The 25838-nt window shown below is 72.2% G+C and carries 7 protein-coding genes; 4 read left to right on the top strand and 3 right to left on the bottom strand.

Annotated features, from left to right (window positions below; genetic code table 11):
- Positions 1–109: 109 nt before the first annotated feature.
- The 3 genes from LXN57_RS10815 to LXN57_RS10800 are packed head-to-tail and all read right to left on the bottom strand — an operon-like array spanning position 110 to position 20551.
- Positions 110–19102 (bottom strand): aldo/keto reductase, encoded by an 18993-nt coding sequence (locus LXN57_RS10815; RefSeq protein ID WP_285904610.1) that lies wholly within the window; start codon positions 19100–19102, stop codon positions 110–112.
- Positions 19095–20138 carry a hypothetical protein gene (locus LXN57_RS10805; RefSeq protein WP_251797904.1) on the bottom strand — a complete coding sequence of 348 codons (1044 nt, stop codon included), beginning with the start codon at positions 20136–20138 and terminating at the stop codon, positions 19095–19097. Before LXN57_RS10805 ends, LXN57_RS10815 begins: the two co-directional genes overlap by 8 nt.
- Entirely contained in the window at positions 20135–20551 is a 417-nt protein-coding gene (locus LXN57_RS10800) for a YbaB/EbfC family nucleoid-associated protein (RefSeq protein WP_251797903.1), read from the bottom strand. The genes LXN57_RS10805 and LXN57_RS10800 overlap by 4 nt, the downstream gene beginning before the upstream one ends.
- Positions 20552–20833: 282 nt before the next feature.
- On the opposite strand from LXN57_RS10800, the gene LXN57_RS10795 reads away from it, so the two are divergent.
- From LXN57_RS10795 to LXN57_RS10780, 4 genes are all read left to right on the top strand, one after another.
- On the top strand, positions 20834–21154 hold the full coding sequence (locus LXN57_RS10795) for a WXG100 family type VII secretion target (protein WP_251797902.1): 321 nt from the start codon (positions 20834–20836) through the stop codon (positions 21152–21154).
- A 27-nt stretch (positions 21155–21181) separates the two neighbouring features.
- On the top strand, positions 21182–21484 hold the full coding sequence (locus tag LXN57_RS10790; RefSeq protein ID WP_202989554.1) for a WXG100 family type VII secretion target: 303 nt from the start codon (positions 21182–21184) through the stop codon (positions 21482–21484).
- A gap of 61 nt (positions 21485–21545) precedes the next feature.
- Positions 21546–22343: a hypothetical protein gene (locus LXN57_RS10785; RefSeq protein WP_251798005.1), complete on the top strand. Its 798-nt coding sequence runs from the start codon at positions 21546–21548 to the stop codon at positions 22341–22343.
- Positions 22344–22379: 36 nt separating this feature from the next.
- A partial coding sequence (locus tag LXN57_RS10780) for a WXG100 family type VII secretion target (protein ID WP_251797901.1) occupies positions 22380–25838 on the top strand: 3459 nt, incomplete at its 3' end.

The raw sequence follows: 25838 nt of genomic DNA, 5'->3' as shown, positions 1-25838 counted from the left end.
CGGTGGTTCCCGCATGATCGACGCCCGGACGCCCGGCTTGCCCGCAAACCCCCGTGCAATGGGCCGCAATCCCCTCCCGAGGCGAGCCTCAATCTTTCCGTGGCGAGCCTCAAGCGCCGGCCTGATGGGCCGCGAGCGCCCGGCGATGGTCCTCGACGGCCGTCCACCAGGCCTGCTCGGCCCGCGCCACGGCGGCGTCGGCCGCGGCCGCCTCGGCGCCTCGGCCACGCAGGCCGTCGCGGGTCGCCACGGCGGTGGTCCACGCCTTCGACGCCTCGGCCACCCTTTCCGCGCCGGCCCGCAACACCGGCGGCACGTCGTCACCGGCCGAGCGGATGACGACGGCGTCGTGGATCCGCAGCTCCGTGCCGCCGGAACGGTGGCCCGCCGGCGCCCGGCGAGTCGGCGCCGAGGTCACCACGAAGCGGAACTCCAGCCCGTACGAGAGGGTCTTGGTCAGCTTGCTGCTGTCCGCGGCGACACCGGCGGTCGGTTGCTGCTGGGCCGACGTCTTGCCGGCCGTCGCCTCGGCCTTGAGCTGGTGCGCCGCCGATTCGAACAGCTGCTGCTCGCGTTGCGACGAGGCGGACATCGCGCCGAAGGCGGGGCGACCACCTTCGGGATGGGTGACGCCACCGCCCGCCGCGGGCAGAACCGCTCCGGCCCCGTACGTGGTGCCGGTCGTCTTCTCGAGTTTGGTCTCCTCGTCGTGCGTCCGGCTGCCGGACAGCTCGATCCGGGCGTCCACGCCGGCCAGGCGGGGATGCGGGACGAGCCGGGCGTCCACGTGCAGAACGCGGTCGCCGCCGGCGGGCAGGGGCACCCGGAACCCGCCGTCGAGCATGGCCGGCAGCGCGGTCCTCAGGTTGTCGACGCTGAGGCCGTCGCGCAACGCGGCGATCGTCGAGGCGTCCACCGCGCCGCCCGAGTCGGTGATCGCCCGCGCCGCGGCGGCCCGCAGGTCGTCCAGGTCGGCCAGCACGTGCTCCACCCCGAAGCGGCCGGCCTCGGGCAGCCGGGGATGCCCCGGGGCGTCCCGCCAAGCCTGGCGGGCGGCCGGGGTGCGCTGGGCCCGGGGCAGCGCGCCGGCCAGATCGGCCCGGCCCAGGCCGGTGTCGCCCGCCACCGGTTCGGGCAGGGTGTCGCCGGCCAGCGTGTGCAGCCCGACCGGCCGCACCTGGATGTCCCGGGCCACCACCACGCCGCTGGTCTCGCCGTCGCCGTCCTCGAAGCGCTGGCCCCGGCTGATCGTCAGCTCGATCTCGACGTCACCGTCCCAGGTGGCGACCGGGCCCGCGACCTGAGCGGCCCGCTTGTGGGTCACCTGGCCGGTCTCCACACGCTTGCTGTCGCGGCCGAACAGCTCGGCCGTGGCGCGCAGCCCGGCCGCGAGCGTGCCACTGGCCGGGCCGTGCCCGGTCCCGGCCGGCCCGGCCCCGCGGAACAGGCCCATCACCCGCGCCGCGCCGGTGAGGCCGAACGCCGTCCGCTGCGAGCTGCGGGTGTCGGTCGTGGTCAGCACCACCTTGCCGGCCGTGCCGAGCTGCTCGACGTGGGTGATGCCGGCGAACCGGGGCGCGTCCGGGAAGCGGGCCCGGGCGGTGAGGTAGTACGTGTGGCCGCTGACCCGGTCCTCCAGGCGCAGGGGCTGGCTGCGGCCGCCGTTCAGGGCGCTCGCCAGGTGCCGGTCGAGGTCGGCCAGGAAGTCGTGCACCGTCCGCGAGTTGTCGTGCGGGGTCCGCAGCGGTGATACCGGCAGCAGCCGTTCGGCGGCGCGGTCGCCCAGGGTCTCGGCGAGCCGGCGCCGCAGGTGTGGGATGCGGTCGGTGAGGTCGACCGGCGTGCTGACCCCGCCCAGCCCGATCGAGCGTCCCGGCGGGGTCAGGGTGCGCGGCCCCGCGCCCGTGGCCGGGGCCGCGACCGGTCGCTCGGCGGCCAGGGCGAGCAGCTCGCCCCGCTTGGCCTCGGTCAGCGCGTCGATCTCGGCGGCGTGCCGGGTCCGCAGGTCGAGCCGGTCGCGTCCCTGATCCAGCCGCAGCTCGCGGAACGCCCGCCGCTGCAGGCGCAGCTGGTCGCCGCGGGTGGCGGGGTCGGCCGTTGCCCGTTCGAGCACCTGCCGCCGGGCCAGCCGGCCCAGCGCGTCCCGCTGCTCGCGCAGCAGCCCGGCCGCCTCGGCCAGCTGGACCTGTCCCAGCCTGATGTCACGGTCGACCTGGGCGCGGTCGAGGTCGGCTTCGCGCAGCCGGTGCACCTGCTCCTCGGTCATCCACATGATCACCGCCCCGGGCCGCCGCAGCTCACGGCCGGCCCGGTGCACGCTGTCATCGGAGAACACGTCGAAGCGGTCGATGTTGCCCCGGCGGCGGGTCTCGGCGACGACCTCGGCCTCGATGTCCAGGCGTACGGGAACCCGGTGCTCCGGCCGTCCGGTCAGCCGCAGCCGCGCGTTCCCGGTCAGCTCCTGGCCGCGAGCCCGGCCCCAGCGCCGGACGAACGGCTGGAACTGGGCCATCAGCAGGCCGCCCGGCCCGGCCCGCCCGGTCAGCCCCGACAGCGAGGTGCTGCCGGTGGCCGAGGCCGACGCCTCCCACTGGTGGCCGCGGCTCTGCTTGCCGATCACGCCGCCGGCCCGGCTCTGCTTGGCCCTCTCGTACTCGGCGCCGGAGAGCACCTGGGGGTTGGCCGGGCGCAGCCGGACGCCCACCCGGCCGTGCACGTCGGCGACCCGGCGCGGGTGGGTGAGCCCGTCGAGCACGATCGGCCGGCTGAACAAGCGCGGGTCACCCCGCAGGTTCTCCGGCGAGAACGTGTCGGCGACGGCGGCCGACAACACGCCGTCGGGGAAGCCGAAGATGGGGTCGCCGGACGCGGCGATGAGCGTCTCCTTGACCGCGGCCTGCAGGTCGGCGGCCGCGGTGAACGCCTCGATCCGGTTGCCGTCGAGGTCGCGGGTGTAGCCACCGGGCAGCTGACTGACCGGGGGCGGCTGCTCGATGGGGACGGTCGCCGGGGGCGGGGCCGCCGGGCCGGGTGCGGGCGGCGTGGTGGTGACGCGGTGCTCGGGGACGAGCAGGCGCACGTCCACGCGGTGACTCCGCGCGGGCAGCGCGGGCGGTTCCACCGTACGGGGGATGTCGCGTCCCGGGCGGCCCAGCGTGAGCCGCCGCCCGCTGGTGTTCAGCCGCCGGTACGACGTGCTGGTGGTGGTCAGCGTGAGCGGCGCCAGGAACTCGACCATCCGCTGCTCGGCGATCGACCCGTCGTCGTCCAGCGCGCCGCCGTGCTCGTGGGTGTGCGAGCCGCTCTGGGTGACCCCCAGCGTGTGCGACTCGGCGCCGGTACGGGTGATCTTCGGCCCGAACGTGAGCGTCCCGAACAGACGGCCGAGCGTGCCGTAGACGCGTCCCTCGACGCTCACCTCGGCCTTGTCGGTGCGGGTGCGGCCGGCCTGGGTGCCGGTCTTGGTCTTCAGCTTGCCGCCGGTGCCGAACGCCCCGCCGGCCACCACGCCGCCGTCGGACAGCTCGCCGACCACGCCGGTCACCTTCACCACGGTGTGGTAGTCGTGCAGGTGGCCGTTCTTGACCAGCGGCACCTCCAGACCGGGCCCGACGATGCGGTCGAGCAGCAGGGCCAGTTGCCGGTCGGAGAGCGCGTTGCGGGCCTTGGTGTCCCGCGCGATCAGCGCCTGCACCCCGGCGGTGAGCCCGTCGGTCAGGGCCGGGTCGTCGAACTGGCCGAGGAAGGCGTTCGACAACACCCGGTGCCCGCGCCGCCCGGGAACGGTGCGCAGCGCCCGCGACACCGCCTCGTAGAGCTGGTCGCCACCGCTGAAGTCGTCGACGATCGTGCCCCCGAACGAGGTGCCCTGCTCGACGTGCGCGGGCGCGAAACGCTGACGGTCCGGGCCGTGCAACCCTCGCCAGCCGCCGTCGGTTCCGGTGACCAGGCCGGCTCGCTCGATCCGGTCCTGCCGGGCCCACTGGAAGCTCTCCACGGCCCCGTCGAGGCGGGTCGCCGGCCGCCCGACGGTGCGCACCTCGAGGTCGTAGACGACGTGGTAGCGCCCGGCCGGGCCGGTCACCGTGCTGGTCTCGGCCGACGTGGTGGCCACGGTGTGTTCCTGGCCGTGCTCGGTCGTGCGGCTGAACCCGACCCGCGGCCCGACCGCGAACCGCACCGCGCCGGTCTCCGTGCCGGCGCCGGCCGCCGCGGTCAGCCCGACCGTGCGGGTCGCGGTGTTCGTGTCCTTGTCCTCGCCGCTGCGGGTCTGCGTGTCGGTGTGGGTGGCCTCGGCCACGGTGTCGGTCACCTGCGCCTGGCGCGGAACCAGCCGCATCTGCACGACGCCGTCGCGGGCCTGGCGCAGCCGGTTGCGCCCGTGCCGGGGAGCGTGCAGCAGCGGCTCCGAGGTGATCCACGCGGCCTCCGGATGCCGATCGCCGTCCTCGGCGACCATCGCCGGCAGTTTGGCGGCGATCGTGGCGTCGTCGAGGAAACGCCGGAGCGTGTCGCGGCCGGGCGCGCCGATCGCGGTCACCTCGGCCGGAAGCAACGCGGCGACCTGGTCGAAGAAGTCCCGGTGTCCGGCCGGGCGGCCGGTCGTGCTTTCCACCCCGAACCGGGCCGGCAGCGATCCGGCGTGGGCAGCGGGGGCGGTGGCTGGTCCGGTGAGACCTCTGGGCACGCGGATGGTCGCGCTCGCGTCGGTCGTCCGCTGCCCGATCTGGCCCTTGGCGTCGCGCAGGGTGAGCACGAACTTCACCGGGACCACGGTGTCGAGTCCGCGGCCGAGGTCCACGGTGGACTTGTGCGAGTACTCGTTCTCGTGGGCTGCCGTCCGGGTCTCGCTGGCGCCGGCCGGCAGCTGCGCGGCGACGTCGGCCACCAGCGGCGGGAGGGCGGCGAACGCGGCGCGGGGATCGAGCTGGGCGTTGTGCTTCGCGGTGGCGGTGCGGGTGTCCTTGGCACCCGTCTTGGTCTCGGCCCGGCCGGGCTTGGTGGCCTTCTCGCCGACGGTCAGGCCGTACCAGTCGAAGACCGCGCGCACGACCAGCTCGGCCGGGCGGTTGCCGACGGTCACCGGGAACGGGTGGCCGTCGCCCAGGAACGGGGCCACGCCGGACTCGGCGAGGCGCTGGACGCGGGCCACGGTGTCCGCGTCGACGCCGGCCTCGGTCAGCGGGGTGGCCAGGTCGGTGTTCTCGGTGCGGCCGAGCTGCTTGGCGAGGCCCAGGCCGCGGCTCTCGCGAAGATAGCCGGGCAGCGCGCGGCGGACGCTGAGCGGGGTGTCGGCCGGTTCGGCCTCGGCGGCCGCCTCGGCCTCGGCGTCCTCGGCGATGGCGTCCGGCACGTCGAGCGGACGCGGGCCGGGCCTCGTCCGCGGCGCCCGCGGAGTCGACCCGGTCGGTGCTTCCAGGCCGGTGTTCCGTGGCGTTGTCGCGGGCGTGCCCGGTGTCGGGCCGGGGCCGGTCGGTGGCGTTGTCGGGGCTGTGTTCGGTGCGGTGGCTGTTTCCGGGGCTGGTGGGCGGGGGCTTGGTTGCGGGTGCGGGGCGTCGCCGAAGGCGGCGCGCAGCACGTTCAGGGTGGCGGCGTGGTGGTCGCGGGCCGCCCGCTGGTTGGCCAGGGCGGCGTTGAGCTGGGCGACCGCCTCGGTGCGCAGGGCCGGGTCGACCCGGCCGCCGGTGTCGCGGTGCCGGCGCTCGGCCGCGATTACCAGCTCACGGGCGCGGGCGGTGCTCTCGGCCGCCGTGTCCATGGCGTCCTCGCTGCGTCCGAGCGCGGCGAACAACGCCACCGGGTGCTGCCCGGCCCGAAGCACGTCGGGCGGGGCGGTGGCGATCGTCCTGTTCGCCGCGGTCACCTCGGCCAGTCGCTGGGCGAACTCGGCGTCCACCTCGGGCTGGCTCTTGAGGGCGGTCTCGGCCGCGGCCTCCTCCCCGAAGAAGAAGTCGTCGAGGCTCTCCAGCCGAGCCACCAGGTCGGCCATCGTCTGCGGGCCGGCATCCGAGCCGACGCCCGAGCTGTCGTCCGGGCCGGTGTCCGGGGTGTCGTCGTTGAAGAAGTCGTCGAGGCTTTCGAGCTTGGCGATCAGATCGGCGAGGCTCTGCGGGCCGGCGTCGGGAGTGTCGTCGAAGAAGTCGTCCAGGCTCTCCAGCCGGGCGGCCAGCTCGGACCAGGTCGGCGGCGGGGACGGGGTGAACGCGACCGCGCCGGCGAGCGAGGCCTTCGCGTACGCGGGGGTGGGCAGCTCGTGGTCGGGAAGTGTGCGCGTCACCGGCGGGTGCCCGCCGGTGTGCCGCCAGCTGCCGGGTTGCCGCAGGTCGGGCGAGGCGGTGAGGATGCGCCCGCTCGGGGTGGTCCACGCGGTCGTCGTGGGTGCCGTGACCGAGGTGATGCCGGGCTCCCGCGCGAGCCGCACGTCGTAGTCGTCGGCGCCGGTGTCGCACGAGACGAGCACGATCTGCCGGCCGTGCGAGCGCGGGTCCTCGGTGATCCGCGCGGCGAGCTGCGCGGGCGTGACCAGCTTGTTCTGGAACACGATGCCGTCGGGCGTGCCGTGCGCGAACACGAGGTACTCGCCGGGCCGGGCCTGATGGCGGCGGGCGATGGCCCAGTTCGCGCCCTCGGAGTCGTCCAGCAAGGCCAGACCGGCGGGGACCGGGACGGCCGGCGGTGGCGCCTCGTGCGTGCCGTGAACGTCGGTGGTGGCCCAGGATGTCCCCTTGCCCTTTCCGTACGGGTCGCCGGGCCGGTAGTCGTGCCACTGGCCGTCGCTCTCGTCGTAGTACTGCCAGCGGCCGGTGGTGCGGTTCAGGTAGAACTGGGTGCCCCGGTCGTTCTCGAAGATCGTGTCGCCGTCCTCGTCCACGAAGATCGGACGGGCGTTGGCCGGCGCCGCCGGTGGGGCGGTCGGCTGGGTGGTGTACCGGATCGGCGCCTCGCTGTAGCGGACGCCGGGCATGCGGCTGGATTCGGCGATCGATGGTGTGTCGCTGTAGCGGACGCCCGGTATCCGGTTCGATCCGCTGGTCGACGGTGTGTAGCTGTAGCGGACGTCGGACATCCGGGTCGGTTCGGCGATGGATGGTGTGTCGCTGTAGCGGACGCCGGGTAGCCGGGACGAGCTGGCGTAGCTGGGTTCCGGTGGTGCGTCGGTCATCTCCTCGTCGATCGGGCTCGGCTGCCGGGTCGGGGCCGCGGCTTCGTTGACCGATCCGTACCGCTTGTCGAGGTGCTGCTGCAGGCTCTTGCGCGGGATGTGCAGGTAGTCGGCGAGGCTCTGCATGTTGTAGTGCCGGCGCAGTTCAGCCAGGGTCCGGTTCAGCGCATCCGGTATGTGCCGCGCTTGCAGGTTCGCCTCCGCGCCTTTCTCGATGGCTTTCCAGCCGTGGCCGAAGTCGGTTCCGCGGATGGCGTCGCGGATCGTCTGCCGGCCGTCGGAGTCGAGGTCGGGGCGTTTGGTGAACTTGCTCGTGGAGGAGCCGGCGGTGGAGGCGGTGTCGCCACGGCCGCTGCGGGACCGGACCCGGCGGTGAACCTTCTCGCGGCCGTCGCGCTTCTCGTGGCCGTCTTTGTCCTTGATGAGCCGGCCGATGTGGGAGGCGCTGGCTCCGGAGGCCTCGTTCATCTCCTGGTTGCTGACGCCGCGGGCGGAGTGGTATTTGAACAGGGCGGTGGCGTGGGCGGTGTCGCGGACTTTCCAGGCGGAGGCGAGCTCGGCGCGTTCGGTGTCGGTCAGCACTCGTTGGGCGGCGCGGGGTGCGAACGGCTTGTCCCGTCCGGTGCCCATCGTGCGGACGCGGCTTCCGGTGGCCAGGTCGAGGTTGCGCTTGGTGGTCACGTACGAGCGGCGTTTCTCGACCCACTCGGTTTCCGAGTCCGAGGCGGTGACGTAACCCCGGTTCGGGGCGTCGTGCACCGGGATGACCTTCTCGAGGCCGTTGTTCTCGTACGCGTCAGGTGGCGGGGCCTGCCGCGACAGCGCGGAGACGCTCATCAGCCGGTCGGTAGCCGCCCGGACGTGCGTGGCCACCGAGCCGGCCAGGTGCGGCATGAGGCCGACCATGGTGCGGACGGATTCGGTGTAGTAGTTGCCGTGGTTGCGGTCGAAGTCGACGGGGAAGCCATCGGCCGCGTACGCGTTGAGCGCGGCCCAGCAACCCAGGCAGGGCCGGTACTTGCCCATCACCAAGTGGGTGCCGTGGATGTCGTCGGGGTCGAGGCCGGCGTTGTGGACGGCCAGCATCAGTTTCTGTTCGGCGTGCACGGAATCGGCGCCGCTGTCCGCGTGGCGCAGGACGATGGTGGTGCCGCGGTACGCCGGGTCGGTGAGCATCGCGTGCAGCTGCCCGCGGCCCTCCGCGGTGGCCGGGGCGGCGTCGACGATCCGCAGCCGGTCGTTGGCCCGCATGGCTCGCGCGGTGGAGCTGTCCCGTGCGCCGGCGAACGCCGCGTCCAGCTTGACCTGGCTGCGGTTCATCCGGCCGACGTATTCGTCGGCGTCCTGGGTGGTGAGGTGGGCGCGGCGGCGGGCGTCGCTCTGGTTGAGGCTGAGCAGGCGTTGCAGGGGCGGTCCGGCGCCGGGTGGGATCGGGGCGTTGTTCAGCAGGTCGACGGTGGCGTTGTAGTTGGTCGCGAACACGAGCCGGTTGTTGATGAGCATGCCTTGGACTTCGAGGTCCTTGGGCAGGCTCTCCCGGGCGGGGTGCTGATCGCGGAGGTGGCGGAACGTGTCGTGCAGCTGGAAACTGAGGTGGTTGAGGGTCTGCGCGGCGCGTTCCCGGCGTTTGTCGCGCGCGAACCGCAGCCGGAACTCGTCGACGGCCCGGCCGAACTGTCCGCCGCCGTACGACTTGGTGAACCGCTTGGCGGCGTCGTCGATCTCCGCGATCAGTTCCTTCTTGGTCCGTCCGAAGGCGACCGCGCCGTCTGTGGTGGTGGGCAGTTCCTGGCCGGGTGACAGGTGGGAGATCGGGGGGTGGCCGCTGGTGTGCCGCCATTGGCCGGCTTGTTCGAGGTTCGGGCTCGCGGACAACACGCGGCCGCTGGGTGTGATCCAGGCGGTCTGGGTGGGTGCGGTCACGGCGGTGATGCCGGGTTGCTGGGACAGGCGTATGTCGTAGTCGCCGGCGGCGGTGTCACAGCTGACCAGGACGATCTGCTTGCCGTGCGAGCGAGGGTCGGCGGTGATCCGGGCGGCCAGTTGCTCGGGGGTGACCAGTTTGTTCTGGAAGACGATGCCGTCCGGGGTGCCGTGCGCGAACACCAGGAACTCGTCCGGGCGGGGTCGGTGGTTGCGGGCGGCATGCCAGTTGTCGGTCTGGTCCGGGTCGAGCAGGGCCAGGCCGGCCGGGACCTCGACGACCGGGGGAGCGGTCTGGTGGGTGCCGGTGACATCGGTGGCCTCCCAGGATGTCCCCTTGCCCTTTCCGTACGGGTCGCCGGGCCGGTAGTCGTGCCACTGCCCGTCCGACTCGTCGTAGTACTGCCACCGGCCCGTGGCCCGGTTCAGATAGAACTGGGTGCCCCGGTCGTTCGCGTAGACCGTCCGACCGGCCTCGTCGGTGTAGAGGGGGTGGGTGTTGACGGGCGGCGGCTGGGCCACCGGCGAGGTGGCGGCCGGCTGGGTGGTGTACCGGATCGGCGCCTCGCTGTACCGGACGCCGGGCATGCGGCTCGATTCGGCGGTCGATGGCGTGTTGCTGTAACGGACGTCGGGCATCCGGCTCGATCCGCCGGCCGTCGGTGTGTAGCTGTAGCGGACGTCGGACATGCGGGTCGGTTGGGCGACCGTTGGTGTGTCGCTGTAGCGGACGCCGGGTAGCCGGGACGAGCTGGCGTAGCTGGGTTCCGGCGGTGCGTCGGTCATCTCCTCGTCGATCGGGCTCGGCTGCCGGGTCGGTGCGGCGGTGCGGGTGGCGGCTTCGTTGACCGATCCGTACCGCTTGTCGAGGTGCTGCTGCAGGCTCTTGCGCGGGATGTGCACGTAGTCGGCGAGGCTCTGTATGTTGTAGCGCTGCCGCAGCCCGGCCAGGGCCTGGTTCAGCTCCGGTGGCATGTGCCGTGCTTGCAGGTTTCCGTTCGCGCCCTTCTCGATGGCTTTCCAGTTGTTTCCGAAGTCGGTTCCGCGGATGGCGTCGCGGATTGTCTGCCGGCCGTCGGAGTCGAGGTCGGGGCGTTTGGTGAATTTGCTGGACGTGGAGCCGGTGGTGGAGGCGGTGTCGCTGCGGGCGCTGCGGGACTGGACCCGGCGATGGACTTTGTCGCGGCCGTCGCGTTTTTCGTGGCCGTCCTTGTCGTTGACGAGGCGGCCGACGTGGCCGGCGCTGGCGCCGGAGGCTTCGGACATCTCCTGGTTGCTGACGCCGCGGGCGGAGTGGTATTTGAACAGGGCGGTGGCGTGGGCGGTGTCGCGGACTTTCCAGGCGGTGGCCAGCTCGGCGCGTTCGGTGTCGGTCAGCACCCGTTGGGCGGCGCGGGGTGCGAACGGCTTGTCCCGTCCGGTACCCAGCGTGCGGACGCGGCTGCTGGTCGCGAAGTCCAGGTTCCGCGCCGTCGTCTCGTAATTCCGCTGCTTGTATTCGGTCTCGCTGTCGGACGGCGTGACGTAGCCGCGGTTGGGCGCGTCGTGGGCGGGGATGACCGTCTCCGGCCCGTTGTTGTGCACCGCGTTCGAGGGCGGGGCTTGGCGGGACAGCGCCGAGACGCTCATCAGCCGGTCGGCGGCCGCCCGCACCTGCGCGGCCACCGAGCCGGCCAGCTGGGGCATGTGGTCGATGAGCGAACGGACCGACTCGGTGTAGTAGTTGCCGTAGTTGCGGTCGAAGTCGACCGGGAAGCCCTCGTTCGCGTACGCGTTGAGCGCGGCCCAGCAACCCAGACAAGGCCGGTATTTGCCCATGACGAGGTGGGTGCCGTGGATATCGTCGGGGTCGAGGCCGGAGTTGAGGACGGCCAGCATCAGTTTCTGCTCGGCGTGGACCGAGCTGTCGCCGGCGTCCTCGAGCCGCACCATGATGGCCGAGCCCTCGTGGCGCGGGTCGGTCAGTAGATCGCGCAGGGTCGCGCGGCTGGTTGAGCTGGCCGGGGCGGCGTCGACGATCTGGATGGACTGGTTCGCCTGCATGGCTCGCGCGGTGGAGCTGTCGCGGGCGCCGGCGAACGCTGCGTCCAGCTTGACCTGGCTGCGGTTCATCCGGCCGATGTATTCGTCGGCGTCCTGGGTGGTGAGGTGGGCGCGGCGGCGGGCGTCGCTCTGGTTGAGGCTGAGCAGACGTTGCAAGGGCGGGGCAGATCCGGGCGGAAGCTGGATACCGGAGAGCAGGTCGACGGTGGCGTTGTAGTTGGTCGCGAACACGAGCCGGTTGTTGATGAGCATGCCTTGGACTTCGAGGTCCTTGGGCAGGCTCTCCCGGGCGGGGTGCTGATCGCGGAGGTGGCGGAACGTGTCGTGCAGCTGGAAACTGAGGTGGCTGAGGGTCTGCGCGGCGCGCTCTTGGCGTTTGTCGCGCGCGAACCGCAACCGGAACCGGTCCACTGCGCGGCCAGACTGTCCGCCGCCGTACGACTTGGTGAACCGCTTGGCGGCGCCGTCGATCTGTTCCAGCATCTCCTTCTTGGTGACCTTCTTGGGCCCGAAGTCGACGGCCTGATCAAGGTCGCCGACGGCCCTGACTGTTTCGGACCTGACTGTTTCGGCCGTGGGGTTGAGGTCGCCGCTGATGGTGGCGGCGGTGGGCAGGTCGGGGCCCGACTCGACGGGCTCGACGGCCGTGCCGGTGAAGGTGTTCCAGTGGCCGGGACTGGTCAGGTCGGGGCGAGGGCGGCCGTCCGGGTCGAACGTGGTGGCGTCGGTGGTGAGCACCCGGCCCGACGGGGTGACGAACGCCGTACGGTCGGGGGCCGTCACCGACGTGATGCCGTCCTGGCGGGCCAGCTCAGCCGGGAAGCCGGTGGGGTCGCTCCCGGTGTCGCACGAGATGAGCACGATCTGCTTGCCCTGGGCGGCCGGGTTGTCGTGCAGCATCCGGGCCAGTTGCGGGGCGGTGACCAGCTTGCCGCCGACGACCAGGCCCTGGGGTGTGCCGTGGGCGAAGACCAGGAACTGGCCCGCGCGCGGCGCGAAGTTCCGGGCCGTCTCGAGGTTGAGGGCCTCGGTGTCGTCGAGCAGGGTGATGCCGGCCGGAACGTCGCGGGGTGCGGGCGGGTTGTCGTGGACCTCGGCCGGCACGTCGGTGACCGCCCAGCTCGACGTGCGCGATCCGGCGTCCGAGGCGATGTCGCTGCCGGTGCCCGCCTGCGTGGTGACGATCTCGCCGAAGTGCGGGTAGAGGTTGTTCCAGTCGTCCACCGGGGTCAGCGTGAGCTGGGTCAGCTCGATCGCGGCCTTCCAGTCGCAGCTCGTGTTGCCGAGCAGGTCGCGCAGCACGCTGCCGAGCGACCGGTCCACGTGCTGACTGCGCAGCCCGTAGCGCTCGGGGATCCGTACGTCGTCCAAGGTCTCCGGGCTGTCGATCACGTTCCGGTCGGTCAGCCAGTGCGCGATGAAGTCCGCGTCGACGGGCCGGTTCCGGGCGTTCGCCTCCGCGGTGATCTCCGCGCGTACGGCCGCCGAGTCGGTCACCGCGTCGTTGAGCCACTGCCGCAGCGGCGGATCAAGCTCGACGTCCGGGCCGTTGGTGGTGGCGAACGTGGGGCGCTGCCGCCAGTTGAACACCTTGACCTGCGCGTCGAACTGGTCGACGCCGTCGTGGTCCGGATGTTCCGGCGCCAGGTCGAAGTCGTCGCGGGCGGCGGCCTGCCGGTCCGGGCGGCCACTGCTGACGATCATGCGGGTCGGGGCGTCGCCGTAGAACGTCGACACCGCGCTGGCCAGTCCGCGCAGGTCGGCCGGGCTGTCCAGGCCCATGGACGAGGCGAGACGCCGTACGCCGTAGTAATGGACCTCCGGGGACGGCTCGCCGCGCTGGTCGGCCTGGTTGACGAAGTCCTGCACCCCGGTGTCGCGCAGCAGGCTGTCGAGCGAGTTCTCCAGGATGCCCACCGGCGAGCGGGCGTTCAGCTCGGTCAGCTGGTCGAGGTGCTCGTCACGGACGTTGCCCAGGCCGATCCGATCGATCCGGCCGTCCGTCTGCAGACCGGCCAGCACGTCCCAGGCCCGCTGGGTGGCGTCGCGGCTGCCGCCGTCGATGTTGTGGATGAGCACGCTGTCGAGCCGCCCGCCGAACTGCTCGGCCACGCCGGTCAGGCGCTCGGTGAGCTGGTCGGCCGATTCGTTCTCCCGTACGTCGAACTTGTAGACGACCTCCACGGCGTCCCGCGGCGGGGCGCCGGGACCGGTGAGCGCCTCGGCCGTGGCGTCGACGTTGCGGTAGCTGTCGGCCAGGTCGAAGCGGCGGAATCCGTTGTCCAGCGCCGATCGGATCTCCGGCCCGGTGCGACCGTCGGTGCCGAACGCCGCCCAGGGACCGTCGATCGCGGGCCGCGCGGTCTCGGCGGCGTTGTCGCCGGCCAGGGCCGCCTGGTGATCGGCGCGCTGCGGGCCGGTGACGCCGGTGTCCGGTTCTGACCTGCTTGTCTCGGGCGGGCTCGGTGGGGCGCTCCGGGGTGCGGCGCTCCTGGTGCCGGCCGGGGACGTGTCGAGGTCGACGAGCGTACGGCGGCGGCGGTGCTCCCGAGGGCCGGGGCCGGGCGCCGGTCGGCGTCCGCGCGAACCGGTCTGGATCGGGATCCCGGTGGCCGGTCCGCCCCGCTCGGCGAACTGGTGCCTCAGCGCGTCGCGGACCGAGTCGGCGCGGTTCTGGGCCATCTCGGTCGCGTGCGTGTTCGGCATCGAGTCGGGCAGCAGGCGGACCAGCCCGCGACCGTTCGCCCCCGCCTCCACGCTGATCGCCGGCGGGCCCAGGCCCTGCGCCGCCCGCCAGTCCGCCACCTTGGCCGCGGTCTGCACGAACGAGCGCATCGCCGGGGTGTCCGGATCGACGGTCTGCTCGCCGGGCGCGAAGTCGACCGCCGCCGTACGGGCCGCGTGACCCCCCACCACGACCAGCGTCATCGGGTTGACGAACGACGGCGACTGCTGCTGCGCGGCGAAGTGCGACTGCGCCGGGGTATCGCCCCAGGCCCGGAAGTGCCACAGGTTCTCGTTGTTGACCACCTCCGGTGAGTCGTTGAGCAACTGCAACCGTGCGATGGTGGCCGCCTTGGCGAACGCGTCCGGGTCGTTCAGTTTCGGCGCCAGCCGCTCGAACTCGGCCCGGTAACGGTCGTCGGTGCGGCTCGGATCGGCCTCGAACTGCTCGACGTTGAGGCGCAGCGCCTCCGTGGCCAGATCCTCCACCTTGGAATTGGGACGCGAGTTCTCCAGTGTCACGTGCATCGCCGAATCGGCGCTCTCCGCGACCACCCCGGCGAAGTGATACCCGTACGCCCCCGTGCGCGTCTCCGGAGCCCCGGTGCGCGAATGGTCGATGTCGAACGCGGCGTCCCGGCCCTGGCCGCGATCGCTGATCGACTGAGTGAGATAGCCCTCGCCGACCCGCGCGCGAGCGAACTGGTTGACGCCGATCGCTTGCGAAGCGGCAACCATGTCCGGCTTCTGGTTGACCGCGAGGCCGTAGTCGCGGCCGGGCCGCGGGGCGCCGTCCATGCGGCCGTGGTTGCGCTGGTCCTGCGCCATGACATCGCGGGCCTGGGCCGTGGTCCGGGGGCCCGAGTCCCCGGCCAACGCCTGCGCGAGGTGGAAGACCCCGGTGACCTCCATGCCGTCGTTGGCGACCACCGGAACGGCGCGGGCCTGCTGCCCGTCGGGGCGCAGAACCACATGGCTGGGATCCCCGCCCAGCACGTTGGCGGCGAAGTCGCGGCAGACCGAGGGCATGGCCCGGTCGAAGCTCGGCTGCACCATGACGAGCGTGGCGCCGTCGACCGTGAGCGTGTTCTCGGGCGTGGCGGTCAGCGTGACGGCGCTGTTGGCCGCGCGCAGTTGCCGGTTGAGTCCGTCCAGCCGCTCCGGCGTCGTGTAAAACTCGTTCTTCCGGCCCGCCGGCTCGGCGTTGATGGCGAGCGTGCCGTCCGGGGACACCTGGATCGGCGGGTGCTCGTCGGCGATCGTGGGCCGCCGGACGACGAACCGGGGAACGACGTCGGGCCCCCGGTCCACGATCTCCGGCTCCGGGATGGTCCGGGTGAACGGTGGACCCTTGCCGGCCCGTACGTCGTAGGCGCGCGTGACCCGCCCGGCCCCCGCGAACGGCGGCACCTGGGACGGGAACGCCACGGCCAGCGCGAGGTCGTCGGCGGTCCCCATCTCGGGTTCGGCCGTCACCCCCTTGGCCGACACGGTGTTCCACTGACCCGGCACCACCTGGTGCGGTCCGGCCGCGACGGTCGCGGTGATGACCTTGCCGGACGGCGTGACGAACGCTGTGTCGCTCGGCGCGACGACCGACGTGTCCCCCGAGTAGCCGGGATCGTCCCGGCGCCGGTGGTCGACCTCGCGGGCCAGGTCGGCCGGGAAACCGTCCGGGTCGCGGCCGGTGTCGCACGAGACGAGCACGATCTTCTTGCCCCGCGAGTCCGGGTCGTTGTGCACGAGCGCGGCCAACTGCGGGGCGGTGACCAGCTTGCCGTCCACCACGACGCCGTCCGGGGTGCCGTGCGCGAAAATAAAGTACTGGTCCGTCCGTGGGGGGACCGTGGCGGCCGCGTCGAGGGCCGCGTTGTCGTGCGGGTCGAGAAGCGTGAGACCGCCGGGCACCTTGCCGGGAGTGGGCGCGGTGTCGTGCACGGGCAACGAACCGGCGAACTCCAGCTCCTCGGCCCAGATCGAGTCCGTGTCCGAGCCGTCGTCGTCGAAGATGGAGTCCACCTCGGACGCCCGGTCGTCGTCGAAGACCGAGTCGACGTCGGACGCGGGGTCGTCGTCCCAGTCCGGCTCGGTCTCCCGCCGGACGTCCGAGCGGTCCTCGGCCGCGGGCTCCGGCTGGGTGTCTTGCTGGTTGTCCGGTCGGGCCTGGGGTGTGGGCTCTTGCTGGTTGTCCGGTCGGGCTTCCGTCGTGGGCTCTGGCTGGGTGTTCTGATTGTTCTGCGGTCGGGCTTCTGTCGCGGGTTCGGGCGAGGTCTCCGGCTGAGTGTCGGCCTGCTGTGTTCTCGGCGAGATCTCCGTCTGGCTCTTCGGCGTCGTCTCCGTGGCGGTGTCGTCGGCCGGAGTGATGGCGGCGGGCTCTGTCGAAGGTCCGTCCAGTGGCGCCGGAGTTGTGTCGGACCTGCTGGGCTCCTGCGACAGGCCGGTGTCAACATTCGGTCCGGCTACCGCGGGCGCCTGGTCAGGCGGGGCGGTGTGGTTCGTCGACGCGGTCCCGTCGAAGTCGGACGACGGACCTTCGACCGACAGCCCACCGACTGGCCCGACCGCGGCGGAGGGGCTGCTGTCTGTTCTCCGAATCCCGCCGTCCGAGGAGGCAGGTGGTGTGGTCGGGGTGCCGGTCGTCCCCGTCAAAGGTTGAGCGGCTGATGAGACCGAGCCTGGGATGGTCGTGCCTGGGAGTGGTGAGCTTGGCCCGGTCGTGCTTGGCCCGGTCGTGCTTGGCCCGGTCGTGCTTGGCCCGGTCGTGCTTGGCCCGGTCGTGCCTGGCCCGGTCGTGCCTGGCCCGGTCGTTCCTGGGAGGGGCGAGGCTGGGGCGGTCGCCGTTGGTGTCGCCGAGCCGGGCAGGGATGTGTCTCGGTCTTCCGCGCCTGTGTCCGAGGTCGTTGAGCCCGGGGTTGCTGTGGAAGGTGCGCTGGTCGGAGTCGTCGTGTCGGGGGAGACCGAAGCGCTGTCGGGTGGGGCTGTGACCAGGCTGGAGGCAGCCTCGCTGCTGGGGGGCGGCGCGTCGCTGGTGGCGGGGGCGTTGTTGGTGGGCGAGGTGGTTCCGGCCGTGAGCGGCGACGTTGCGTCGAAGCCGGGCAGACCGCCCGCCGGGCCGGGGGAGCTGCCGGACGGGGCCGAGATGCCCGCGGGCCCGTCGGTCTGGATCGCCCCAGGCCCGGTCTGCGCCGAGGGCGCCGGAACGACGGAAACATTCGAAGAGGGTGCGACGGCGCTTCCGGTAGCGCTGGGGGGAATGCCCGCACCGGTCGGAGCCGCATTCGTGGACGGCGGCTGAGTACCACGGTCAGCCGGGCCGGGGGCATTCGGACCGCTGGACGTCGGACTTCCCGGGTTGGCCGGTGAGCCGACGGGGCCGGCTCCTGTAGCCGAGGGTGCAGCGGTCGACGGCGTCGCGCCAGGTTGACCCTGCACCCCCGCGCCGTCCGGACCGCCCGCCTTATTACCGGTGGAGTCAGGGTTGCCGATGGTGGTCGAGGCCGGAGCCGGCATACCGGCGTCGCTCGGCCCGGTGACGGCGGGTGCGGGTGGGTTGGCGTCGGCCGTGTCGGGTGCGCCGCTGGTGGCGGCGCCGGGTGTGTCGGCGGTGGCCGGGTTCGGTGTGCCGAGGTTGCTGCTGGCCGGGGGTGCGGGTGGGTTGGCGTTGGCCGTGTCGGGTGTGTCGTTGGTGGCGGGAGCGGGTGTGTCGGCGGTGGCCGGGTTCGGCGTACCGAGGTTGCCCGTTCCGGCGGAAGCGGGTGCGCTGGCATCGGCCGGGTTGGGTTCGCTGCCCGTGACCGGTGCCGCTGGTGCAGGAGCGGAGGTGTTCGTACCGACGGGATCGGACGCACCGTTGTTGGACGGGGCGGACGCGTCGGCCGGTGCGGGCGGGCCGGCGCTGACCGGTCCCGACGTGTTCGCCGCAGGGCCGCCGACCGGACCTTGCCCGTTGGTCGCCGCCGGGGCTGCGTTACCCCCACCGAGCGCGGGTGCTTCAGCGTCGCCCGGCGCCGTCGCTCCGCCCGCGGTTGTGGCACCTGCAGTCGCGCCCCCCGCGGTTGCGCCCCCTGCAGTCGCGCCCCCCGCGGTTGCGGCACCTGCAGTCGCAGTCCCCGATGAGCCGGCTTCCGTGGGCCCAGCATCGGTCGGTCCCACGCTGGTTGGGCCTGCGCCGGTTGGTCCTGCGCCTGTGGGTCCTGCGTCCACGGGTCCTGCGCCGGTCGGTCCTGCGCCTGTGGGACCGGTGGCTGTGGGGCCCGCGTTGGTCGGGCCGGCGCCCGTGGGGACGTCGGGGCCCTCGATCGTGGTCGGGTTCTGGGAGCCCGGACCGGGGCCGGTGGTGTTCAGCGCCGGCGGTGGCTTCAGGGCGTTCGGGTCCGCGGACGGGCCGAACTGGTCGCCGAACTCCGTGGCGTAATGATGGGCCATGCCGCCGAGCACCGAGGACGAGAAGGTGGCGAACGGGTTGAAGCCGCTCCCGCCGACCATCATCGTGAACAAGCCCTCGAACAAGGTCTCGGCCAGGCCGGACAGCGTCTCGCGGCTGTAGACGTTCTTATTGATCTTGGGATAGAACTTGCCGGCGATCTGGTGCATGCCGCTCACTCCGGCGCCGATGAAGACGCCGCCGGCGAAGGCCATCGCCAGGTCCTTGTAGTCGAGGCCCTTGCGGTTGCCCTCGGCAATCTGGGTCAGCTGGGCCGCGGCGCTCTGCCACAGCTCCTCCAGACCCTCTTCGAGGCCCTCCCACACCAGCCTCAGCAGCTGGTTCTGCAGCCGGGCGCGCAGGAAGTTGACCAGCGCGCCGACGATCTCCTGGCCGATTTTGATCAGGCCGGGGACGGCGGCCGCCCCGAAGCCGGTGGCCATGGCGATCGCGATCTCGACGACCTGGGTGAACGCCGCGATGACGATGTTGTACTGGGTGGACTCCGAGTCCAGGGCGAACTGGTAGGCGGCGTCCCCGAGCGCCGTGGAGATCTGGCCGCCCGTCGGCACGCTACGGGTGATGTCGCCCTGGAACTGCGCGAACGCGTCCGCGGCCGGGCCGTTCAGGCTGCCACCCAGCGCATAGCCCAGGTTCGCGGTGGCGCCGACCCCGTTCAGCAGCTCGTTCGTGAACCCGTAGAGCTCCTCGCCCATGCCTCGCAACGCGGTCGGGTCGGCCTCCGGGAACTCTTCCCCCACCCCGTACAGAATCAGGTCGTAGGCCCACTGCCACTCGGGGTCGTTGGGGATGTGGAAGTCAGGCATCGCCCGGAATCAGGGGGCTGGGCGTCCCGTCCGGCGCATAGCTCAGCACCAGCGGCTGGTATCCGGGCGCCGTCGCATCTGCGGCCGGGTTCTCCCGGACCACGAACAGCTGGCGGCCTTCGGGGTCTATCGGGCGGCCGTCCGCGGTGGTCACCGGCGTGCCGGCCAGGGGCGTGATCGACTCGTACAGGTTGGCGTCGACCCTGGTGGTGCCGTCGGGGAAGGGGTTGAGGGCCTGCAACCGGTAGCCGGGCGGCAGCGGTTCGCCGCCGATCCGGGCCTCCGCGTATTCGGGCTTGAGCATCATGCTCGAAATCGCGGGCATCATCGGCGAGGCCGGGGTCAGCGTGCTCGGCGCGAAGGCCGGTAGCGACTCACCCTCGATCGGCTCGATTGCCGCACGTTCGCTGATGAAGGCCGGTTGCAGTTCGCTCTCGACAAAGCCTTCGACGGGTGTGAGTGTCGCGCGTCCGCTCAGGAAAGCCGGTTGCCGCTCGCCCTCAACATGATCACCTTTGATCGGTGCGATCGCCGCCCGCCTGCTCAGAAACGCCGGCCGCAGCTCGCCCTCGGCGAACTCCTCGGCCCGCGCCGCGCCCCTCATGCGCGTGGGCTGAAGCCCGGGAAGTGGTTCGCCCTCGACGGTCTGGGCCGGCTCCACCCGCGCGGCGAGGGCGTGGCGGGTCTTGGGCGCGAAGGACTCCTCGAAGTCCCCCGCCATCCGCAGACCGACCTCGCGCGCGCTCTCGTCGGCCTCCGCGTAGGCCTTCCCGAACGACCGCAGCCCCTCCGAGGTGTAGCTCAACGTGCCCCGGACCCCGCCGATCAGACCCTCCAGGTTGTCCAGGCCGTCGAGGAACTTGGTGGAGAACTGCCGGCCCATGTCGTCGTCGCCCCACGCGTTGGCGTAGCGCTCGCGCAGTGCCACCAGGTTGGCGAGGTACGTGTCGTACATCTGCACGTGCTCGTCGTACGCGTCGCCGACCGACACCACACCGTCGGGGTCGACGAACAGGCGCCCGCGCGGCTGGGTCATCGCGGCGCCCGTCCCAGGCCGAGCATCTCCCGCACGCTCGTGGCCATCCGCGGCTGGGCCGGCAGATAGGCGTCGGTGCCGGCGCTGCCGTCGACCATCGCCCGGGCGTCCGCCCCGTCCGGCAGCATCGGCGCCAGCACGGCTGCGGCCTGGGTCGTCACGTCCTGTCTGGCCTCGCCGTACGCCGCGAGGATGACCTCGGCCAGGTCGGCCGGCGTGAGGCGCTTGTGGGCCGAGGTGGGGAACCGGATGTCGGTGAGCACCCCGTTCTGCCCGACGGTGACGGTGACCTCACGGCGGGGTGAGGTGGCGGTGGCGGTGAGGGCCCGCATCTTCTGCTGCATCTCGGTGAGGCTGTTGCGCTGGCGCTGATATTCCTCGAACAGGCTCTCGATGCGCTCATTGAAATCCATGGCCACCTCCACGTCGGCGTCCAGTGAAGATCGGGCGATCCGGGGCGGGGAAGCCTCGCCGCGTTATCGGAGGACTTTCGTGCAGGTGCGTTTCCCTAGCCGTCCGCGGGCCTGCCCTGTATCGGGCGATCGAGTGCACTCTTGCCCGTCTTTCGGACATCCACCCGTACGGCGTCCTTGCCGCGGCCGTGGGTGATCGACGAAAACTCTTGTGCTCGCGGTGGTGGATCCCCGCCCGGGCACAGACGTGACCAGCGGCACCAGACGTGAGGAGTTTCAGCCGTGACGATGCCACAGGTGCAGACCACTGAGGAGGGCATGCAGCGTGCTGCCCAGGAGTTCTCCGACAAGGCGACCGAGTTCACCGGCTCGCTGCAGGCCGTGAACAGCCAGATGGCCACGCTGCAGTCCTCCTGGACCGGTCAGGCCTCGGCCGGTTTCAACCAGGCCATGGACAGCTGGGAGGGCGCCTTCCAGCGGGTCATCAACGAGCTCGTCAACATGCTCGACGTGATGGGCGTGACCACCAAGGGCTACATCCAGGCCGAGGACGACGCGTCGAACACGGCCGCCTCCTTCGGCGCCGCGTTGCCCGGCGTCTGACCGACCGAACTCACGAAGGAGGACCGCATGTCGAACTACACGTTCAATTTCCAGCAGGCCGACGCCGTGCTCTACGACATGAACGCGATCAACCAGAGGATCAAGTCGGCCCTGGGCCAGATGGAGCAGACGGTCGAGGCCAGCCTGGCCGAGTGGACCGGCGCCGCCCAGCAGCAGTACTACGTGTCCAAGGCGGCCTGGAATCAGTCGGCCGACCAGATGACCGTCTACCTGGACCAGGCCCGGGTCACCCTGCTGCAGATCTCCGACAACTACGGCACGACCGAGCAGCGGCACGCGCAGATCTGGAACGACGTCCGCGGCGGCTGACGACTGGCGTACGCCGGCCGCCGCGACCCGGTGGCCGGCCTTCCTCCACCCATGAAGGGAGATCGGCCCGATGAGTATCGACTTCAGCTACGCCAACCCGGAGGCGGTCGACGCGGTCGGCGTGCTGCCCGAGTACGACAAGGAACACGGCTTCGAGGACGGCTGGGCCCGCTCGGTCATCGAGCGGTGGCGCAACGACTACGACGGTGACATCGACTGGGACGACGACGAGCAGGCGCTGCTCGACTGGTACAAGGATGACGTCATCGAGCACGACAAGTGGAAGGCGATCGTCGAGGAGCACAACGAGGACATCACCCAGGAGGACAACGTCACCGTCGACCAGTACGACGCTGACAACCCGCCCTTCGACATGCCGGAGAACACCTTCGAGCACCCGGAGGACGCCGAGTACTCCGGCGGTGACAACCCCAACCAGGAGCTGGCGGTGAGCACCGAGGCGTTGCGGCACGTGGCCAACCAGATCGGCGCCATCGTCGGGCTCGACGACAGCGGCTCCAACCTCATTCTCCAGGCCCGCACGCAGCTCAGCGACATCCAGATGCGGCCCGGTGGTTTCGCCAAGGCCGAGGTGCTGCGGCAGAAGATCGAGGGCGCCAGCGCCGATTCCTCCGGCTTGCGCGGCGACGCCATGGGTCTGCTTCTCGCCTCGCACGAGGCGTTGCTCGCGGTCAAGGACGGGTTGCTCAAGATCGCGGACAGCTACGACAACGCCGAGGAGTTCAACGAGATGTCCACCACCCAGCTCGGCGAGAACATGGGCAACGCCTGGGGCAAGATCGACAAACTCTCGGAATACGGGAAGACCGACGGCACCACCACCGGTGGCGACCAGTAGCGGTTCTCTTTTCAGCGCGGTCACGAGGGCGGGGACATGGCGGACGACAAGTGGCAGAACTCGGCGGAGGAAGACGCGACCTTCCGTCCTCAGACCGTCGACACCACGAACCTGCTCGACTACGAGGCCTGGGCCGAGGAGGAGCGGGGCTGGCGCAAGCTGCTGGCCGCGGTGAACGGTGGCGCCGCGCTGGCCACCGAGGAGGGGCAGGCCGCTGCGGCCGAGCTGGTCAGCGCCCAGTCGGTGATGGACGCCGCGGTCGCCTTCCAGCGCGCTCAGGAGACCCTGGCCTACCTCGAGGATTTCGTTCGCCGGCAGTCCGACGCCATCGCCGGGCCGGACCGCGCGTGGCAAGGGCAGGCCGCCGACGCGTTCCTGGCCAAGATGCAGCACTTCGCCGACTGGCTCGGCAACCAGTCCGAGCGCATCGCCGGGGCGGCCGGCACCAACAACATCAACTCCATTCCCAACCAGCTCTACACCAGCGCGAACTACCTGTCGTGGGCGCAGCAGGCCATGCACCACCTGGACGCGTCGTGGGCGCACATCGCCGCGCAGAACGGCGTCGGTGACGGCAGCGGCAAGATGGTGCCGATCAGCGGCACCCAGTTCGAGAAGCCGATGGCCCGTCAGATGTCCCAGGTGGTCGGCACCGTGGCCGGGCAGTACGACTTCACGTACAGCTCCGTGGTCCCGCCGGACGGCACCGGCACACCCGAGGTCAGCACGCCCAATCTGACGACGCCCAACTTCACCACCCCGGTGTTCACCACGCCCGTGCTCACCACCCCGCCCGCCATCTCGATCCCGAACATCTCCACCCCGAACATCAGTACGCCCAACATCAGCACCCCGAACATCTCGACTCCGAACATCTCCACTCCCAACATCTCGACCCCGAACGTCTCGACCCCTTCCGTGGCCCCGCCGAACGTGTCGACGCCGGCCTTCAACCCCGGTAACGGCCCCGCGGCCAACACCCTCGCTCCGCCCGAGCTGAACGCGCCGCCCTCCGGCCTGTCCCTGCCTGGCGGCGGTCCGGGCGGCACTGGCGGCGGCCTTCCCGGCCTGGAGGGCCCGGGCGGGACCGGCCCCGGCGGCACGGGCGGCGGCTTCGTGCCACCGGTGGTGCCGAACGCTCCGGGCGCGGGCGGCTTCGGAAACAATTCCCGTACGCCGGAAGTCACCGCCCCCGGGGGCAGGGGCTCAGGCAACGGCCGGGTCGAAGCGCCCACTGTGCCCGGCCCGCCCACGGCGGGCGGCCTCGGCGCGAACAACGCCGGCATCGACGTGCCCGGCCTCAACGCTCCGGGCTCAAACGCTCCCGGCGCCAACGCTCCCGGCTTCAATGCTCCGAGTCTCAACGCTCCCGGCCTCAACGCTCCGGGTTCGGGCCTGCCGATCGGTGGCGCTCCCGGCGGTGGCAACGGGGCCGGCGGCATGAACCCGCCCGGCGTCCCCGATGCACCCGACGCCGGCGGCCTCCTCGAAGGCGACAAGGACGACTGGCGCGGCGCGGCCCCGATCGTGGGCGCGCCCGAGGCCCCCGGCGGTGTCGGCGCCGGCGGCGCGGGCCTCGGTGGCGGGATGCCGATGATGCCGGGCGCGCCTGGCGGTGGTGGGCTCGGTGCCGGTGGTGGGGGTGTCCCTGATGCTCCGGATGCGGGTGGTCTGGTGGCTGGTGATGCCGATGATTGGCAGTCGTCGGTGCCGCAGGTGGGTGCTCCGGAGGCGCCGTCGGGTGTGCTGCCGGGCGGTGCGGGTCTGGGGGGTGGCATGCCGATGATGCCGGGTTCGCCGGGTTCCGGCGGTGGCCCTGGTTCTGGTGGCGCCGGCGTTCCGGAGGCTCCGGATGCGGGTGGTTTGGTGACCGGTGACGCTGGTGATTGGCAGTCGTCGGTGCCCGGGGTGGGTGCGCCGGAGGCACCATCAGGCGTCCTGCCGGGCGGTGCCGGCCTCGGCGGTGGCATGCCGGCGATGCCGGGCGCGCCGGGTGCGGGTGGTGGCCTGGGCGGCGGATCCGGGGCTGGGGTCGAAGCTCCCGACGCGAGTGGTCTCGTGACCGGGAACGCTGCCGACTGGGACTCACCGGGTGCTGGTGTGGACGGTCCCTCGGCGCCCGGCGGGGTCGGGGCCGGTGGCGCCGGTCTGACCGAGCCCGGATCGCCGGTGGCTCCCGCTACGGGCGGAACCGGGACCCCGATCCCGGGTGCGGGCGCGCCGATGATGCCGGGCATGCCCGGCAGCGGGGGCGGCCCCGGTGGTCCGGGGGCGGGACTTCCCGACGCGCCGGACGCGCAGGGCCTCGTCACCGGCGACGCCGACAGCTGGAAGCCGTCGGGCGCGGGCGTCGAGCTGCCGAGCGCACCGGGCGGCGCCGAAGCCGGCGGCACCGGTCTGGTGATTCCTGACCCGCCGGCTCCGAGCACCACAGGCCCGGAAGCAAGCACCACAGCCCCGGACGGGAGCATCCTGCCACCGTCCGCGGACCTCACACTTCCGGACGGAAGCACCGCACCCCCGGACACGGGCGCCGTGACACCGGGCGGGGCCGAGCCTGGTTCGATCGGCGGCGGGATCGCGGCCGGTGTGGACCTGCCGGCGGCCGGGGAACAACCGGACGGTGCGGCCGGCGCCGGTGAGGGCAGTGGTTCCGGGGCGCAGCCGGCCCCCGGCACACCGATGATGCCTGGTCAAGGACCGGGAACGGGGCCGGCTGGCGGGACCGGGGGAGCGGGCCTGCCGGACACTCCCGACGCCAACGGCCTGATCGGGGCCGACGGCTCGGACTGGACCCCGGCCGGGCCGTCCGTGGACATCCCCGCCGCGCCGGACGGGACGAGCGCGGGCGGCTCGGGCCTGGTGGTCCCGGAGTGGACCGGACCGACCGGGTTCGGCGTGACGGACGGCCCTTCGGTCGCGCCGCCCGAGGCGGCGGAGCTTCCCGACGTCGAGAGCCCGGAGACGGCAATCACGCCGGGCTCGTCCTCGACCGTGCCGCCGATGATGCCCGGAATGCCGGGAGTCCCCGGCAGCACCGCCGGTCCCGGTGACACTGCCCCGCCCGACCGCTCCGAGGCGTCCGGCCTGGTCGACGCGGAGAACGCCGACTGGCACCCGGTCGGCCCGGCGGGGGAGAACCCGTCCGCCGCCGGCGGCACAGCCGGTGGAGGAGCGGGCCTCGACGACTCAGCACCGGTCGTCGTGGACCTGCCGGATTCCGACGCCCACAGCGGGAGTTCGGCCACCGATGCCGGCTCCGTCGCGGTGGAGCCGGAGGTCGCCAACCCCGCGGAGCCGCCGCCGGCGTCTCAGAACATCTTCGCGCCGTGGGCCTCCGAGCCGGTCACCGTCGATGGTCCCGTCCCGGAGACGCCGCCCACCGCCGCGGCGGAGACGCTGGAGCCGGCAGTCGCCGAGCCACCCGCCCCAACCGGGCCGGACGCGCCGACCCCAGCCGAACCAAGCCCAGCCACGCCAGCCGAGCCTGGCCCG

Origin of the sequence: Paractinoplanes hotanensis (genome assembly GCF_023717965.1) — a bacterium.
In the GTDB taxonomy this organism is placed as follows: domain Bacteria; phylum Actinomycetota; class Actinomycetes; order Mycobacteriales; family Micromonosporaceae; genus Actinoplanes; species Actinoplanes polyasparticus.
The sequence above is the reverse complement of the archived record's forward strand: the minus strand, read 5'-3'. Positions and strand labels throughout refer to the sequence as shown.

Bases quoted from the DNA above. Each gene is read 5' to 3' on its own strand.
- LXN57_RS10790 (WP_202989554.1), top strand. From the start codon at position 21,182: ATGTCGAACTACACGTTCAATTTCCAGCAGGCCGACGCCGTGCTCTAC.
- LXN57_RS10805 (WP_251797904.1), bottom strand. From the start codon at position 20,138: ATGACCCAGCCGCGCGGGCGCCTGTTCGTCGACCCCGACGGTGTGGTG.
- LXN57_RS10800 (WP_251797903.1), bottom strand. From the start codon at position 20,551: ATGGATTTCAATGAGCGCATCGAGAGCCTGTTCGAGGAATATCAGCGC.
- LXN57_RS10815 (WP_285904610.1), bottom strand. From the start codon at position 19,102: ATGCCTGACTTCCACATCCCCAACGACCCCGAGTGGCAGTGGGCCTAC.